Genomic DNA, 15,961 nt, shown 5'->3' on the forward strand with positions numbered 1-15,961 from the left:
TGAAATGAAAACACCCTCAAGAAAAAATCTTGAGGGTGTTTCTTACACTTTCTTAAGCAACAAATACATAAAGTAAGGTGCACCAATTAAAGCAACGACAATACCAGCTGGAATACCGCTAGGTTCGACGATATTTCGTCCAATTGTATCCGCTAGTAGTAATAACCATCCGCCGATTAAAACGGCGATAGGGATGAATATTTGATGCCTTGGACCTACTAAAGATTTGGCGATGTGAGGAGCCATAAGTCCGATAAAGCTAATGCCTCCTGTTACGGAAACAGCAGCGGCAGCAAGTGCAACGGCTGCGATTAATAAGTATCTTCGTTCTTTTTCAATTTCAATTCCAACACCGATTGCTACTGGTTCGTTTAATGCTAGTATATTTAATCGATTTGCTTTATAGAAGACAAATGGGATTAATACGATTAGCCATGGAAGCATTGCTAAAACAAATGTCCAGTCATCTCCCCAAATGTTTCCGGCAATCCATTTAGCGATAAAGTCTACTTTCATACGATCTGCAGATGAAATAAGTACAATCATCGCGCCAGATAGTGCAAAGGAAAAACCGATGCCGGTTAATGTTAATCTTATTGGCTGAAGGCCTGTGGATTTGCTATATGAAAATACGTAAATTAGAACAGCTGTTAGAAACGCACCGATAAATCCAACGACTGGTAGTAGGTAAAGAAATGAACCTACGTCTATCGGGAAATATAGAAAGAAAACAGAAACTGCAACACCAGCACCAGCGTTAATGCCCAGAATACCAGGTTCAGCTAAATCGTTTCGGGTAATACCTTGTAATATAGCACCTGATAAAGCGAGTGCCATACCGGCTAATAATGTAATGACGATTCTAGGTAGCCTTAAAGAATATAAAACGAATTCTTCTTTAAATGTACCTTGTCCCATAAGTGTTGGGATTAATCTGTCATAGGAGAGAGCGGCAGAACCGAGTCCCATTCCAATTACAATTGTTGTGATGGTAAGTATGAGTAATGCAAGTATGATAAGGCGTTGTTTCTTTAGAATAGATTGCATCATGAGAAAGTTCTTCCTCCTTTACGTACAATAAATAGGAAGAATGGTAATCCTACAATTGCGACGATTGCAGCAACTGGTGTTTCATACGGAGCGTTAATTGTACGTCCGATTGTGTCTGCGAGCAGCATAAAGGAAGCACCAGCAATCGCTGACATCGGTATAACAAAACGGTAATCTGGTCCAACGATTGGACGAACCATATGGGGTACCATAAGGCCGATAAATGCCATGTTTCCGACAAGTGCTACAGAAGCACCAGCAAGCAAGATAATAATGATAAATAAAATCGTTTTAATAACGATTATTTTTTGACCGAGTCCAACGGCAACTTCTTCACTGAAACTAAGAACTGTTAATTTCTTTGCAAGTAAGATAGCGATAAATATACTTATTGAAATAACCGGAATAATAATTTTTAATTGGCTCCAACTCGTTCCAATTACGCCCCCAGCCGTCCACATTGATACATCTTGTGAAATTTTAAAGTAAATGCCAACACCTTCTGAGATTGCAAGTAGAAATGCTGAAACAGCAGCACCAGCTAATACAATTCGAAGAGGAGAAAGTCCGCCCTTTTTCACCATGCCAATTCCAAATACCATAATAGCGCCAATTGCAGCACCGATAAAGCAAGCTAGTGTTAAGTAAAGGTAGCTTATAGAAGGATTGAAGGCAAGTGTTAGTGCAAGTGCAGCATTTGCGCCACCAGTTAGGCCAAGTAATCCAGGATCGGCAAGTGGGTTTCGCGTTAATCCTTGCATAATTGCACCAGAAACAGCGAGTCCAGCTCCTACAAAAATAGCAGCAACTTCACGTGGTAAACGTATTTCACGAAGGATGGATAGCTTATCTCCTTTAGCAGAGGAAGTAAGTGCTAACCATACGTCTTTTATAGAAGTATCTGCAGCGCCTAACACCATTGCAAACATAAAAATAAGAAAGAATGCAATGATACTCAAAATTAATTTGTATGTAAAAGCGTTGGAACGTAGGTTGTCTTGCTCTTTTTTCATCAGTTTCACATCTTTTCTTTTCATAGAATAAAGGAAGAGGAATTCTTAAATTAAGAATTCCTCATGTTTGTATTATTGACCAAGAAAGCTCTTCTTGAAGAAGTCTAGTTGGAAATCTAATGTAAGTGGATCATTGAAATAGAATTCCATCATGTTTGCTTCATATACACGATTATTTTTTACTGCCGGAATGTTTTTATATGATTCTGTCTCTTGGAATGAGTTATCAGTATCTTTGTTTTTACTTACGATTAAGTAATCACCAGCAAACTCAGGTAATACCTCAGTAGATAATGCGTAGTATCCTTCTTTTAAGGCTTTTTCTTTTACTTTTTCAGGCATTTTTAATTTCATTTCTTGGTAAAGAATTTCTGTTCCACGGCCCCAGTTTTCGCCGTATACGTAAAGCTGCTTGTTGAAGTTTTCAACAACAGAAACGGTTGCATCTTCACCGATCTTCGCTTTAATGTCTTTTCCAGCTGTTTGTGCGCGTTTCTTGAAATCATCAACCCAAGTTTTTGCTTCTTTTTCTTTATTTAATAATTTACCGATTTCTAAGTGTTGTGTTAAGTAATCAACTTTTCCGTAAGTGTATGTTACAGTAGGAGCGATTTTCTTTAACTTATCAACATTTTTAATATTTGATAAACCAATGATTAAATCTGGATTTAATTCAGCAATTTTTTCAACATTCTCATCTGATACTTCAGCGACATTTTTCAGTTTGCTATCAAAACGTGGGTTTTGTTTAGACCATGAATCTACCCCAACAAGATTTACACCTAATGACATTACGTTACCAGCGAATGATGATAGGACAACAACACGTTGTGGATTTGCTGGAACTTCAACTTTACCATTTTCAGATTGGTATGTAATTGTTTCTGATTTCTTACCTTTTGCGTCGTTCTTCTTGTCTGTTGAACCATTGCTACAAGCACTCATAACAAGGACGAACAGAACTGTTAGTGAAATGAATAATTTTTTCATCGTCTTTCTCCTTTTGATAGATGATATGTGATATACAATAAATTGTTTGGCTTTGATCTTTTGAAAAGTTAGTGGTAATACAAAAGTCTTATTAACAATCTTGAACTTGAGATTTTACCATATAGTATTCACCATAGTAATAGAAGAAGATGTAATCTCACAGTTGCTAATAATTAACAAATTGATAATGATTATCACTATTGATTCTTTAAATACTATAATTTTATATAGGTGTATTGTCAATAGTGATTTTGATTGTAAAATTTATAAAAACAAGTTATATTTTATTGAGAATGATAATCAATTATTAGTAGCTGAGGAGTGACACGAATGAATCAAGAAGAATTGTTTGATGTAACTGTGATAGGCGGAGGACCTGCAGGGCTTTATTCAGCTTTTTATAGTGGACTAAGAGAGATGAAAACGAAAATAATAGAATTTCAACCACAGTTAGGTGGAAAAATACATGTTTATCCGGAGAAAATGATTTGGGATATTGGCGGATTATTACCGGTTACTGGTGATAAATTAATTGAGCAACTTGTACAACAAGGATTAACATTTCAGCCTGAAGTTGTATTGAATACAAAAATAGAATCAATTATTCGTAATCAGGATGGCATTTTTACATTGAAAACAAGCTCTGGGGAAGAACATTTTTCAAAAACAGTGATCGTCGCAACTGGGAGTGGTATATTGAATCCACAAAAGTTATCAATTGAAGGTGCTGAGAGATTCGAAGTCTCAAATTTAAATTATACAGTTAAATCGTTAAAACGTTTCAAAGATAAAACGGTAATTATTTCAGGCGGAGGGAACTCCGCAATTGATTGGGCGAACGAATTAGAACCAATCGCAAAAAAAGTTTATTTAACATATAGAAAAGAAGAATTATCTGGTCATGAAGCACAAGTAAAACAACTTATGAACAGTTCAGCAGAATGTTTCTTTAATACATCGATTACAAAATTAATTGCTGGTGATAACCATGAAGCGATTGAATATATAGAATTAACAAATCATGAAACTGGAGAAATTTCTCATTTATCTATCGATGAAGTTATTATTAATCATGGATATGAACGCGATATAACATTATTAGAAAATAGTGAGCTAGATGTTGCTATTGTTGACAATTATTATATTGCAGGGAATGCAAATAGTGAGTCCTCGGTAGACGGATTATATGCCGCTGGAGATATTTTAAAGCATGAAGGGAAATTACATTTAATCGCAGGGGCATTCCAAGATGCTGGAAACGCTGTGAATAAAGCGAAACAATTTATTCAACCTGATGCAAGTGAGTACGGAATGGTTTCTTCTCATAATGAAGTATTTAAGAAGAGAAATCGAGAATTGATTAAGCAGATGATGAAATAATAAAGGAACAAGTATACCCCCATTTACATCTCTATTTCTATGGACGAGAGATACAAATGGGGTTTTTCCTGTTTACTATATTTTCAATCATTTTCATGACACCGTTTTCATTAGTTCATGTCATATGAATGTATTTCTATAAAAAGGGAATACAAAGACTTGAACATTTTATTTGTAAATCTTTCTAGGAAACAATGAATCTATAGTTGGTTTGTGCGGACCATTATTAAATTATGCGGTCCCTTTTGTCTGTTCATTAGGAAATGGAATATTTTGTATAGAAACAATATATTGTTTTCCATGTTGTCGAGCTAATGATTCTAATATTTGACGAACGCGTTTTGTAAGATTGCCTTGTTTTTTTATAGCTTCACAATATGCATCATAGAAAACGTATTTAGCCCAAAGGAAATCATCTTGTTGGAATAAGAAATGATTTTTGTACCATTCACCAATCGTATGATAACAATTATTTTCATGTACTGCTGCACTTTGTGAAAGAATACGATCGGATAAAGACTTAGATAGATGAGAAATTGTGTTTTCTGTTTCAACTCGTAATGTTTTTTCTAACATTGTAATGATGTGACGAGTAGCCATATGTTAACTCTCCTTTGTGTAAATGGGTAATACCATTCTATATTTAAAAAATACTTACTATACTATTATACAATATATGGAATGCATCTACCTGCTTTTTAATTTGTATTTACAAAATCTTTTTTATTTGTTTACAAAAATAAAGTAAGATACATTATGTATATGAAAAAATAATAAAGGAATGAACACATTGTATATAACGATAGAAGAGGCTGCGGAGTATTTGAAATTACCAAAATCGTATGTTGAAGACTTAATTCAGCAAAAGAAAGTTCGTGCATTGTTTGATGGAGAGCAATATTTAATAAATAAGGAACAGTTTAATACACATTTAGAACAAATGGAGAAATATAAGCAGTTAGTGGAAGAAATATTAAATGAACCAATTCCAGAAGATATGGATGTTAAAGACGAAGATTAAATTTATAAAAAGCCCCCGTATTAAGATATGCAGAAATGTATCTTAATACGGGGGCTTTTTATATTAAGGGATGAAAAAGTCATCCGAAATCCTAGAGTTACTTTAAGGGAAAGAAGATTTTATAGGGATTAGTATTATTAGTTAAAAGCATATTTTTTCATAGCGGGGACAAACATAGCGAACATAACCTGTACAGATACATATACTATCAGTGCAAAAGCTTATAAATTAATGGAAGGGGTTTTCTCGTGAGTTTACTTCATTGTGATTTTTTGAAAGATTTAATTGGATCTTATGTAAGAGTAAACAGAGGTGGACCAGAATCTCAAAAAGGAACAATAGTATCAGTGTGTACGGACTACTTCGTATTAAAGAATGAAAAAGGAGAGCGCTATTACTATCAGCTTCGCCATCTGAAAAGTATTACAAAGAATACGAAAGATTGTGTAACAGATGATTGTGGCTGGTTGGAATATGACTGTGCAGAAGATTTTGAAAAGCTACTTCAAAGCTTCAAATACCGCTGGGTAAAAATTAATCGTGGTGGTCCAGAGAAAGTTGAAGGCATTTTACAAGACGTTTCTTGTGATTATGTAACGTTAATTATAAAAGAGGAAGTTATATTAATTGCACTAGCTCATATTAAAAGTGTTAGTTATAACGAATCAGTATGTGGAGAGAGCGATGAGAAAAGTGATGAAAGTAGCAATGATTCAAGTCGAGCTCGTGCACAAAGACAATCAAGAAGAGGAAGATAATAAGAAAGGAGGATATGAAATTGGAGAGTCTATTATGCTGTGATCAAATTAAAGGTTTAGTCGGTGAAAATGTAAAGGTAAATCTGCGCGGGCCGGAAAGTCGAGTAGGTGTACTTTTATCGTTGGGGAAAGATTACCTTACACTACAATTACCTCATGGAGAAGTAGTATATTATCAGTTGAAACATGTGAAGAGTCTAGTCAAGAAAGTGAAAGAAACAAAATGTGACGATTACTATGGTTCATGTTTCTATTCTGATGAAGATACTTTTTTAGATGTATTAAGTGACCTGAAGTATAAGTGGATAAAGGTTAATCGTGGTGGACCAGAGTGTGTGGAAGGTTTATTAAGTGAAGTACATGATGAATGCATTACGCTAGTAAATGGTGATGAAGTCATTTACGTGATTATTTATCATATTAAGAGTGTGAATCAAGTAGTTAAGTGTAAAAAGAATGAAGAAGAATAATGTTTGATAAATAAGAGGGGCATTATGATTGGAAGTGAAGAACGATTTCATAGTTCGCTACAATTATTAGCGATATATGAAAAAGAATTTCTTACTACTAAAAGACAGAACATTGCCCTGATTATTTTTTTAGAAATGGAAGGCAGGAAAAGTAGTATTTTATAGAAAGGAGGATATAGATGAATGAGTTAAACAAAAATATTGGAGAAAATATATACGTTAAATTAATCGGTGAAAAAAGATTTAAAGGTGTATTAATTGATGTAGGAAATGATATTGTAGTTCTTTACAATGGACAAGACTATGTATATATATCTTTATACCATATCCAGTATTATAAATTTTTAAGAGAGCATGATGAAGAAATATTAAAGCCTGGTGTGGACTCTGTAATTAAGAGGGAATCACCTTCAATTTCTTTGAGAAAAGTATTAATCACATCTAAAGGGATTTTTACAGAAATTTATGTGGCAGGAAATGTTCCGATACACGGTTATGTTACAAGTGTGATGAACGATTATATTGTTTTTTATAGCCCTGTTTACAAAACTGTATATATATCTTTAAAGCATTTGAAGTGGTTAATTCCTTATAAAGAGAACCAAGTACCTTATTCCCTCAATAAAAATGAACTCCCCGTAAATCCATTAAATATTACTCTAGCTAGAACTTTTGAAGAACAGCTTATTAAAATGTCAGGGAAAATTATGGTGTTTGATTTAGGCGAGGAATCTAATAAAATCGGAAAGATGACGAAAATTGATGAAGGGCATATTGAAATATTAAAAGCACGTGACGCAAAAATGTACGTGAATATTCAACATGTGAAATCTGTCCATTGTCCGTAGGCTAGTTGAAAGGGCTGGCTTTTTCTTTTATATATAGGGAAGAAAAGGTCGAGCCTATTTGTTTAATTCGATTTGGATATGAGGGGAAAATGAATTGAATATCATATAGGTATGTTAGTGTGATCTTTGAAGGGGCAATCTTGTACTAAAGGTGTACGAGCTACCTTTTGGTGTATTCAACTCACTTTTTGAGGAAGAGCTGCTCAACTACTTTATTAAAGGGGTTTTGTTTGTGGAGCAGTTTCCAAATTCGTTTTCGATTACATTACTTGGAAGTGCTGGTGGAGCAGCAAAAGCAGTGTTAGCAATTTTGAATCAAGCGGTAGTAAATGAAAAAGATCCAATTTATGAAGTGATAAAGAATATGAACTTCCATTTGGTGGATATAAAACAAAAAGATAAAAGTTATTATGATGAGTTGTTTCCAAATTTGAAAGAGCAATTTTTTTTATATGAAATAAACCTTCAAGATGTAGTCAAATTTAAACATCATTTAAAGGAAAAAAGAACGAAGGTTGTTATTGATGTTTCAGGTGCAGATACAATTAGGGTACTGAGTTGTTGTAATGACCTTGGCATTTGTTATATTAATTCGGCTTTGGAAAATGAGGCAGTAGATCAAGACGATAGTTTACGTGGTTTTCAGCTTACGGAAAGGTATACGAGGTTTGAGAAGGAGAAAGAAACATTTACAAATACAAGAGCGATTATAGGCTCAGGTATGAATCCTGGTGTTGTTCAATGGATGGTTGTTGAGCTTATGAAAGAACGTCCAAATGAAAAGCCGCGAGCATGCTATATTGTAGAACATGATAATTCATTTTTGAATGATAAAGAGCTTATAAAACCTCATACACTTTATGCATCATGGGCAGTTGAGCGTTTTCTTGATGAAGCGATATGGAGTTATCCTATGTATATGAGTCATCATCGTCCACTTTACTTTTATGAGGATGTATATGCTTCAGAGTATAAAGTAAAGTTAGGTGAAAAAGAATTTTATGGTTGCTTAATGCCACATGAAGAAGTTTTAATTTTAGGGAAATCTTTTAATATGGAAGTAGGTTTTCTTTATCGGATCAATGAGTATACAACAAACTTAATCAGACAGAACTTAGATAAAGTGGAAGATTTATGGAATTGGAATCGTAAAGTATTTAATCCAGCAGAAGATGATATTATAGGAGAAGATTTAGTCGGTGTGTTGCTCGTTTATGAACATAATGAGACATACATGTATAATGTAATGAATAGTAGCCAAGTTTTTCAAAAATATAAAACAAATGCGACGTACTTCCAAGTCGGGTGTGGAATTTATGCTGGCTTATGTAGTTTACTGTTAGATACTTTTGGACAAGGCACTTATTATGTAGAAGAATTATTATTAAATACTGAAAGTAAGTATGGGGAATATTTAAATTTATATATGAAGGATTTTGTAGTAGGACATAATAATTTCACAGATGGATTGCTAAATGATAGGGTAAGATGGATGTAAATTGTAACTGAAAAGGAAGGAGATGTATCTCCTTCCTTTTAGTATTAGAAGGTTACATGTTGCCCTGAAAGCAATTTCATAATTATAATTTAAAGAGATAACACTTGAAATGTTTTTTTGTATTGATCAAGAGGAGTTTTTATATGAACAAATACAAGAGCTTGATTTATGAAGAAAGAGAAGCTTTAAAAGTATTTATATTATTATTCTATATTATATTCTTTTTATATGACGTTATCTATTATTTTATTTATCCCGCTATGAATATTAATGAAGCAAGGGTAGGGTGGCCAGAAGGTGGTATGGGAATAGGTGTATATATATTAGTAATATCTTTATTTCCTATTTCAATATATCTTCAAAAACAAGGTTATGTATATTTTGTGAAATACTTATTTTTAATTGGGTACATGCTTATTGATCTTATTAATAACTTAATGATTTATTTACACAGTGATCGTGTTTTTGAAAATGGAAATATGGTTGAAATATTTTTAATTTTATTTGCACCGATTTTCGTGAACAGAAAATATTTTTATTTCGTTTCCTGTAGTGTAATTGGAAAATATGTATTTTTTACTTTGATATTACAAGATGTAAAAGTTGTGATTCCGCTTGTATTATGTATATTCTTTTTCATCATTTCGCATTCTTTATTAAAGAGATTTCAATCTTATGTAAGGACAGTTGTTGAGATGATGAACAGTATGAAAGAGACAGAAAATTTAGCGGTTATTGGGACTATGTCTACAACAATCGCTCATGAAATTCGAAATCCATTAACAGCTTTAAAAGGATTTACACAAATTCAAAAAGAAAGAAATCCTGAAGATACGATGAGCTATGAGATTATGCTGCAAGAAATTGAGAGAATTAATGGGTTTGTTAGTGAATTGATGTTATTAGGAAAACCGAAACCAACAAATTATGAATGGTGTAATATAGGGGAAATCCTTTTATATGTTGTACAGTTAATGGAAAGCTATGCGACTCAATATAAAGTGAAATTTAATTTGCAAGTAGATGGAAATTTACCCGTTATAAATGGTGATGATAAGCAATTAAAACAAGTGTTGTTAAACATCATCAAAAATGGAATTGAATCGATGCCAGGAGGCGGGAATATTCAGATTCTGGCATATGAAAAAGCTGGAGAGAACTTGTGTATTTCTGTTGAAGATCAAGGTCTTGGGATAGAAAATGAGAAAATAGAAAAGATCGGAAAAGCTTTTTATACAACAAAAGAGAATGGTACAGGTCTTGGATTAATGATTACATATAAAATTATTGAAGAACATCAAGGGAGTATCGCGATTGAAAGTAGTATGGGGATAGGAACGAAAGTGGAAATTTATTTACCAACAGTGTAGTGCATTAGACGAAATTACTTTTCAGAAAAGTGTTCTTGTTGTGTAAATATAAACATTTTATAAAATGTTTCAAGAAGGGTTTTTTTTATAAAACACTTCGTTTATAATGGAGGAAAATATCGACATAGAGCTTTTAGCTCATGTAACGGTTCAGTAGTGTTATGAAAAGAAAAGAAGGGGTGCACGCGCATCCTTTTTTCTATGCGGATATGATGAAAGGGGTGGTATGATGGAATTAACATTAAATTCGACTGTATGTTTACACACGATTCAATTTCGAAAAGAGCAAAAGAACTATATTGTAAAAGATACGATTACAGGAGAGACATATGAAATGCCGCCACTTTGGATTGATGCACTAGCAATGATGCGTGACGGTTTTTTATTGGGGGAAATTGAGGGGAAATTAAAAGAAGAATATCCAGCAGAAGAAGTAAATATGGTAGCATTTACGAGGCAACTGTTAGAGCTAGAACTTGTCGAAATGGTAGATGGAGAAGAGATAGCTTGTACAAAGAAGAAAGATAAAGATTATTTAGCTTGGATACGCCCAAGGGTGGAACAATTCTTTTTTAACTTAAATAAAAAATATAAAAGCAAAGGTCAAAAGTGATCTTTGCTTTTTTTGTAGACCATGTTTAAAAAATAACAGCGAATGCCCTTGCGAAAGCACCGTCACTATTTTTAATTTTTAAAGGTGCTGCTGAGAAAAAGAATCGTTTCGCTTTAATGGCATCTAAGTTTGTTAAGTTTTCAATTAAGTAAATATTATTTCCTAACAGTATGTGATGAATCGGTGATGTTTCTGTCGTTACCTCATCAGGAGAAATAAAATCTAAACCGACAGATTTTACTTTTAATTGAACTAGTTCTTCAGCTAATTCTTCGGAAAGATAAAACGCTTCTTTCTCATAAGCTTCGGTATTCCATTTATTAGATAGATTGGAATGGAAAATGACAATATCGCCTTCTTTTATGTCGACAGTATGTAATACTTCCTTAGGTAATTTTCGCTCTTGAACATGAGTCACATCGATAAGGACAGCTTCGCCTACAAATTGATTTAGGGGTAATTGATCAATAGTGGTTGCGCCTGAAATGAAATGAGCAGGCGCATCACAATGCGTACCAACATGAACGACAGAATGAAAATTCGTAACTTGATAACCTGTTTCTTCAACGCTTGTAATGGCTTCTAGTTGGATTTTTGGTGTTCCAGGAAATTGAGACATATTATTTTCAAACGTTTGTGATAGATCAATTACTTTCATTTTACATACCTCCAATATATTTTTTTCAAATAATAAAAAGCCCATCCTTCATAATCAAGAAAGATGAGCTTTACATACTAGTTGAGTTTTATCTTCCAAAATGCAATGCATTTTGCAGAAATTAGCACCTATTCAGTTTGCATAAACTGAGGTTGCTGGGCTTCAAAGGACCGGTCCCTCTGCCTCTCTTGATAAAGGTTTATTCGGTTTTAAATTCGGAATGTTTGTGATATTTAAATTGTAATTCATTTCCTTTTTTCGTGCAATACAAATTAGGTGTTCACCCAAATAAAGTTGCTCGCATATTGTAGCTTATGTAAGTAGACTGTTGCGAAGGAGTGAGTGCAGTGACAGGGAATGTATTGAATTATTATGCTGGTGGCAATACAGCTAGAGGATTTCATAATTTATACGAAGAGAATTTAAAAGGACTAGATAGGTTGTTTATTTTAAAGGGTGGTCCAGGAACGGGAAAATCTTCTTTAATTAAGGCAATAGGTCGTGAATGGGTTGAAAAAGGATATGATATTGAACTTTTGCATTGTTCTTCTGATAATAAGTCAGTTGATGGAGTGATTATTCCGAAATTAAAAGTAGGAATTGTTGATGGAACATCACCGCATGTTATTGAGCCGAAAATGCCAGGAGTTATTGAAGAGTATATAAATTTAGGAGTTGCTTGGGACTCAGATAAATTAAGAAAGCAGAAGTTAGAAATTGAACGGTTTGTATTAGAAGCGGGCAAGGCTTTCAAATCTGCTTACGGATGTTTTAAAGAGGCGTTAGTTATACATGATGAGTGGGAGAAAATATATATTAATAACATTGATTTTAATAAAGCAAATGAACTAACAGAACAGCTAATTCAGAAATTATTTGCAGATAAAAAGGGAGAACAATCGATTGTGAAACATCGTTTTTTAGGAGCTGCTACACCGAAAGGAGCAGTTGATTTTGTTCCTAATTTAACAGAAGGGTTACCACATCGTTATTTTATAAAAGGACGCCCGGGCTCTGGAAAATCAACAATGCTCAAAAAGTTATCGAAGGCAGCAGAAGAAAAAGGTTTTGACGTTGAAGTATATCATTGCGGATTTGACCCGAATAGTCTTGATATGGTTATCGTAAGAGAATTAGGATTTGCAATTTTTGATAGTACCGCACCACATGAATATTTTCCAAGTCGCGAAGGTGATGAGATTATAGATATGTATGCTCTTATTGTTAAACCGGGGACGGATGAGAAGTATGCTACAGAAATTCGTGACGTTTCCATTCAATATAAAGCAAAAATGAATGAGGCAATGTCTTTCTTAGCAAAAGCAAAATCAGTTCGTGATAAATTAGAACGAATTTATATTGCTGCTATGGATTTTTCAAAAGTGGATGCATATAAAGAGGAAATTCAAAAAGAGTTTGAACGAATTACTGCTACTGTAATTGAAAATAAAAAATAGGTGCTTTATTGAGCTGTCAGAAATTGTCTGACAGCTGTTTTGGTATATAGTAAAATTAGTCGTATATTTGTCGAATTCCCAGGGAAATAATCAAAAAATGGAGATGGTATGAAATGAGAGAGAAAATTGAATTAGAACTAGAGCGAATTGAAAAAGAGAATGGTGTGAAAATTTTATTCGCTGTGGAATCAGGGAGTCGGGCGTGGGGGTTTCCATCGAAAGATAGTGATTATGATGTTAGGTTTGTTTATATACACCCTGTAGAATGGTATTTATCAATCCATGATAAGCGTGATGTAATCGAATATCCAATTAGTGATGATTTAGACATAAGTGGTTGGGATATTAAAAAGGCTTTGCAACTGTTTGCAAAGTCAAATCCAGCGTTACTCGAATGGATTCGATCGCCGATTTTTTATTCGGAAAACTCGAACCTTCCAGAGCAGCTTCAGCAAATGAGTGAAAAGGATTTTAATCCGAAATCAACGATATATCATTACTTACATATGGCTTCAAAAAACTATCGTGAATTTTTACAAGGTGAAAATGTAAAGTTGAAAAAGTACTTTTACGTATTACGTCCTATTTTAGCTTGTAAATGGTTAGAAGAGAAAGGGACATTGCCCCCAGTAGAATTTGACCGGTTAATTATGGAACTATCAGTAGAGCCTAGTGTATTGAATGAAATTGAAAAGTTGTTAATAAAGAAAAAAGCAGGTACTGAATTGGACGTTGGATTGAAAATTGAGGTGCTAAATCAATTTTTAGAAGAACAAATTAATTATTATCAGCAATATGTGAAAGATATTGAAAAGAGATTAGGGATTGATATTGAGAGTTTGAATACATTATTTCGAAATATGTTGTTTGAAGTATATGAAAAAGAGCACAAGTGAGTTTGTGCTCTTTTTGTGTTTTAGGAATAAAGAAAACGTTGCTAGTTACGATTATTCTTACAAAAGGGAGTAAATGAAAATTCACGCTGAATCTGTAATTATTCGTTATCAACTCGCTTTAATGGTTGATCTGCTGGACCTTCCATAACATTCCCATCAATTGAAAAACGGGAACCGTGACAAGGGCAATCCCAAGTACAATCACCGTTATTCCATTCAACTTCACAACCGAGGTGTGTACAAGTCGTATCGACGATATGTAATTTTCCTTCTTTATCTTTATAAGCACCTGCTCGTTTACCGTTAACATGTACAACAGATCCCTCGCCAACTTCAAGATCTTCTGGTTTACGTAATGCGGTTTCAATTTTCCCTTCAATTAAATGTTTAGCAACATCAATGTTCTGAGAGAGGAAAGTTTTTATATCCGGATTTGCATGAAAGCGTGATGGTGCAAACAGTTCTTTATATGGACTGTGGACTTTTAGAATGGAGTCCTTCAGTAAATGAGCTGCTGCAGTTCCAGTCGTCATTCCCCATTTACGATATCCAGTTGCCACAAATATATTTGGATTCCTTTCGTTAATATGTCCGATATAAGGGAGTTTATCTAGCGTGATTAAATCTTGCGCTGACCATCTATAAGGAATTTCATCTACTCCAAAAGTAGATTCAGCAAAGGAATATAGTGCATCATAATGAAGCATCGTATTAATTCCTTGGCCTGTTTTATGGCTCTCTCCGCCAATCAATATCAACTTTTCTCCATTGCTTGTCGTATAACGTATGGAGCGTTTTGGATCATCAATACTTAAATACATGCCACCTGGATAATCTGTTTTTGCTTTTATTGCAAGAGCATATGAGCGTTCTGCATACATTCGCGTAAAGAAAAAGCTATTAGCATCATAAAAAGGAAAATGTGAACAAGAGACAATATATTTACAAGTGATGCGATGGTCACCCTTTGTAATGACTTGTGGACAATCACCTTTTTCCACATCAATAGCTGTTGTTTGTTCATAAACTTTGCCGCCCATCTCCACAAACTTTTCTAAAAGTGTTTTCAAATAAAGGAGGGGATGGAATTGTGCTTGGTTTTTCATGACAAGTGCAGATTGTACGGGAATAGGAATCGACAGGGATTGAACATAGTCACAAGGTATATTTAATTTTTGATAGGCCTCATATTCTTTCGATAAATTTCTTAATCCATTATCAGTAGTTGTATATAAATACGAATCTTCATTTGAGAAATTACAGTCGATTTTATATGTTTGCACAGTCTCATTTATGAATTGTAGAGCATGATTATTTGATTCATAGTAAAGTCGGGCTTTTTCCACACCGAAATGATTTATTAATTCATCATAAATAAGATCATGTTGTGCCGTTACCTTTGCGGTTGTATGCCCAGTCGTTCCATTTAAAATAAGACCAGAATCAATTAAAACGACTTTCATTCCTTCTTTAGCGAGTAAATAGGCAGTGGTAATGCCTGTAATACCAGCTCCGATAACAGCAACTTCTGTCTTTATATTTTCGGATAAATGAGGAAAAGTAGGAAATTGAGTAGATTCAATCCAATAGGATGATGGTAACTGCGGAAATGTGTCATCTGTCATTTTGAAAACCTCCAAATTAGAACAATTTTCCTTTTAATATTTCCATCTTATATGGAATTCATGTATGTTGTTTTCGTAGCGTTCTATTCTTACTAAACGAAAGAAAAAATATTTTAATATAATTATTTTATTGGGGCAGTATGAAGAAGTAGGATTTATATAAAGCTAAATTCAAGTGATTCCATTTGTTGATTACATAGAGAGTTCTTGAATAAGATAGAGTCTATGTTGTTTAAGTGGATATGTATATATACCTGATAAAGCCTTATGAAATCTATGCTTTTTCTTTAGTGAAATAAAGTATAATTATAAAA

17 protein-coding genes and 1 riboswitch are annotated in these 15,961 nt (G+C 33.7%); of the genes, 11 read left to right on the forward strand and 6 right to left on the reverse strand.

What is annotated here, in order from left to right; all coding sequences use genetic code 11:
- Window positions 1-42: 42 nt before the first annotated feature.
- Genes ABH957_RS19795 through ABH957_RS19805 form a run of 3 tightly spaced genes read right to left on the reverse strand, consistent with a single transcriptional unit; the run spans window position 43 to window position 3,053 of the window.
- Window positions 43-1,050, reverse strand: coding sequence for a FecCD family ABC transporter permease (locus ABH957_RS19795; protein WP_044444293.1), 1,008 nt, complete (start codon window positions 1,048-1,050; stop codon window positions 43-45).
- Window positions 1,047-2,087 (reverse strand): FecCD family ABC transporter permease, encoded by a 1,041-nt coding sequence (locus ABH957_RS19800; protein ID WP_002139451.1) that lies wholly within the window; start codon window positions 2,085-2,087, stop codon window positions 1,047-1,049. The genes ABH957_RS19795 and ABH957_RS19800 overlap by 4 nt, the downstream gene beginning before the upstream one ends.
- 48 nt (window positions 2,088-2,135) lie before the next feature.
- Window positions 2,136-3,053 (reverse strand): iron-hydroxamate ABC transporter substrate-binding protein, encoded by a 918-nt coding sequence (locus ABH957_RS19805; RefSeq protein WP_000732562.1) that lies wholly within the window; start codon window positions 3,051-3,053, stop codon window positions 2,136-2,138.
- Between the two features lie 330 nt (window positions 3,054-3,383).
- On the opposite strand from ABH957_RS19805, the gene ABH957_RS19810 reads away from it, so the two are divergent.
- The gene (locus tag ABH957_RS19810; protein ID WP_113938012.1) at window positions 3,384-4,433 is read left to right on the forward strand and encodes an NAD(P)/FAD-dependent oxidoreductase; all 1,050 of its coding nucleotides are present in this window, start codon (window positions 3,384-3,386) and stop codon (window positions 4,431-4,433) included.
- A gap of 231 nt (window positions 4,434-4,664) precedes the next feature.
- Here ABH957_RS19810 and ABH957_RS19815 read toward each other — a convergent pair whose 3' ends face one another.
- Window positions 4,665-5,033 carry a hypothetical protein gene (locus ABH957_RS19815; protein WP_016103223.1) on the reverse strand — a complete coding sequence of 123 codons (369 nt, stop codon included), beginning with the start codon at window positions 5,031-5,033 and terminating at the stop codon, window positions 4,665-4,667.
- A 181-nt stretch (window positions 5,034-5,214) separates the two neighbouring features.
- Here ABH957_RS19815 and ABH957_RS19820 point away from each other — a divergent pair, with 181 nt between their 5' ends.
- The 8 genes from ABH957_RS19820 to ABH957_RS19855 all read left to right on the forward strand — a co-directional run bounded on the left by ABH957_RS19820 (window position 5,215) and on the right by ABH957_RS19855 (window position 11,011).
- Window positions 5,215-5,454: a helix-turn-helix domain-containing protein gene (locus ABH957_RS19820; RefSeq protein WP_002010190.1), complete on the forward strand. Its 240-nt coding sequence runs from the start codon at window positions 5,215-5,217 to the stop codon at window positions 5,452-5,454.
- A 248-nt stretch (window positions 5,455-5,702) separates the two neighbouring features.
- Window positions 5,703-6,212, forward strand: coding sequence for a spore coat protein (locus ABH957_RS19825; protein ID WP_113938010.1), 510 nt, complete (start codon window positions 5,703-5,705; stop codon window positions 6,210-6,212).
- Window positions 6,213-6,232: 20 nt separating this feature from the next.
- Window positions 6,233-6,682, forward strand: a complete 450-nt coding sequence (locus ABH957_RS19830; RefSeq protein WP_113938009.1) for a spore coat protein — start codon at window positions 6,233-6,235, stop codon at window positions 6,680-6,682.
- Between the two features lie 24 nt (window positions 6,683-6,706).
- Complete coding sequence (locus tag ABH957_RS19835) at window positions 6,707-6,847, forward strand: hypothetical protein (protein WP_219300418.1); 141 nt, start codon at window positions 6,707-6,709, stop codon at window positions 6,845-6,847.
- Between the two features lie 14 nt (window positions 6,848-6,861).
- Window positions 6,862-7,530 carry an LSm family protein gene (locus tag ABH957_RS19840; protein ID WP_002016710.1) on the forward strand — a complete coding sequence of 223 codons (669 nt, stop codon included), beginning with the start codon at window positions 6,862-6,864 and terminating at the stop codon, window positions 7,528-7,530.
- A gap of 232 nt (window positions 7,531-7,762) precedes the next feature.
- Window positions 7,763-9,028: an S-adenosylmethionine decarboxylase related protein gene (locus ABH957_RS19845; protein ID WP_404512062.1), complete on the forward strand. Its 1,266-nt coding sequence runs from the start codon at window positions 7,763-7,765 to the stop codon at window positions 9,026-9,028.
- Window positions 9,029-9,171: 143 nt separating this feature from the next.
- Window positions 9,172-10,398 (forward strand): ATP-binding protein, encoded by a 1,227-nt coding sequence (locus tag ABH957_RS19850; protein ID WP_151304929.1) that lies wholly within the window; start codon window positions 9,172-9,174, stop codon window positions 10,396-10,398.
- Between the two features lie 229 nt (window positions 10,399-10,627).
- Window positions 10,628-11,011, forward strand: coding sequence for a hypothetical protein (locus ABH957_RS19855; protein ID WP_404512064.1), 384 nt, complete (start codon window positions 10,628-10,630; stop codon window positions 11,009-11,011).
- A 25-nt stretch (window positions 11,012-11,036) separates the two neighbouring features.
- On the opposite strand, the gene ABH957_RS19860 is transcribed toward ABH957_RS19855, so the two are convergent.
- Window positions 11,037-11,669, reverse strand: coding sequence for a cyclase family protein (locus tag ABH957_RS19860; protein ID WP_002091277.1), 633 nt, complete (start codon window positions 11,667-11,669; stop codon window positions 11,037-11,039).
- An 85-nt stretch (window positions 11,670-11,754) separates the two neighbouring features.
- Window positions 11,755-11,867: riboswitch (SAM riboswitch) on the reverse strand.
- A 149-nt stretch (window positions 11,868-12,016) separates the two neighbouring features.
- On the opposite strand from ABH957_RS19860, the gene ABH957_RS19865 reads away from it, so the two are divergent.
- Both ABH957_RS19865 and ABH957_RS19870 read left to right on the forward strand, forming a co-directional pair.
- Window positions 12,017-13,126: a PRK06851 family protein gene (locus ABH957_RS19865; RefSeq protein WP_404457594.1), complete on the forward strand. Its 1,110-nt coding sequence runs from the start codon at window positions 12,017-12,019 to the stop codon at window positions 13,124-13,126.
- 113 nt (window positions 13,127-13,239) lie between these two features.
- On the forward strand, window positions 13,240-14,022 hold the full coding sequence (locus ABH957_RS19870) for a nucleotidyltransferase domain-containing protein (RefSeq protein ID WP_404457597.1): 783 nt from the start codon (window positions 13,240-13,242) through the stop codon (window positions 14,020-14,022).
- A gap of 98 nt (window positions 14,023-14,120) precedes the next feature.
- Here the strand turns inward: ABH957_RS19870 and ABH957_RS19875 are convergent, their stop codons facing one another.
- Window positions 14,121-15,647 (reverse strand): FAD-dependent oxidoreductase, encoded by a 1,527-nt coding sequence (locus ABH957_RS19875; protein ID WP_404457599.1) that lies wholly within the window; start codon window positions 15,645-15,647, stop codon window positions 14,121-14,123.
- Between the last annotated feature and the right edge of the window lie 314 nt (window positions 15,648-15,961).

This window comes from Bacillus sp. RC242 (assembly GCF_044908245.1).
GTDB classification, from domain to species: domain Bacteria; phylum Bacillota; class Bacilli; order Bacillales; family Bacillaceae_G; genus Bacillus_A; species Bacillus_A mycoides.

Coding starts and splice junctions, on each gene's coding strand:
- ABH957_RS19870 (WP_404457597.1), top strand. CDS start 13,240: ATGAGAGAGAAAATTGAATTAGAACTAGAGCGAATTGAAAAAGAGAAT.
- ABH957_RS19815 (WP_016103223.1), bottom strand. CDS start 5,033: ATGGCTACTCGTCACATCATTACAATGTTAGAAAAAACATTACGAGTT.
- ABH957_RS19875 (WP_404457599.1), bottom strand. CDS start 15,647: ATGACAGATGACACATTTCCGCAGTTACCATCATCCTATTGGATTGAA.
- ABH957_RS19860 (WP_002091277.1), bottom strand. CDS start 11,669: ATGAAAGTAATTGATCTATCACAAACGTTTGAAAATAATATGTCTCAA.
- ABH957_RS19810 (WP_113938012.1), top strand. CDS start 3,384: ATGAATCAAGAAGAATTGTTTGATGTAACTGTGATAGGCGGAGGACCT.
- ABH957_RS19800 (WP_002139451.1), bottom strand. CDS start 2,087: ATGAAAAGAAAAGATGTGAAACTGATGAAAAAAGAGCAAGACAACCTA.
- ABH957_RS19805 (WP_000732562.1), bottom strand. CDS start 3,053: ATGAAAAAATTATTCATTTCACTAACAGTTCTGTTCGTCCTTGTTATG.
- ABH957_RS19820 (WP_002010190.1), top strand. CDS start 5,215: ATGAACACATTGTATATAACGATAGAAGAGGCTGCGGAGTATTTGAAA.
- ABH957_RS19795 (WP_044444293.1), bottom strand. CDS start 1,050: ATGATGCAATCTATTCTAAAGAAACAACGCCTTATCATACTTGCATTA.
- ABH957_RS19840 (WP_002016710.1), top strand. CDS start 6,862: ATGAATGAGTTAAACAAAAATATTGGAGAAAATATATACGTTAAATTA.
- ABH957_RS19855 (WP_404512064.1), top strand. CDS start 10,628: ATGGAATTAACATTAAATTCGACTGTATGTTTACACACGATTCAATTT.
- ABH957_RS19850 (WP_151304929.1), top strand. CDS start 9,172: ATGAACAAATACAAGAGCTTGATTTATGAAGAAAGAGAAGCTTTAAAA.
- ABH957_RS19835 (WP_219300418.1), top strand. CDS start 6,707: ATGATTGGAAGTGAAGAACGATTTCATAGTTCGCTACAATTATTAGCG.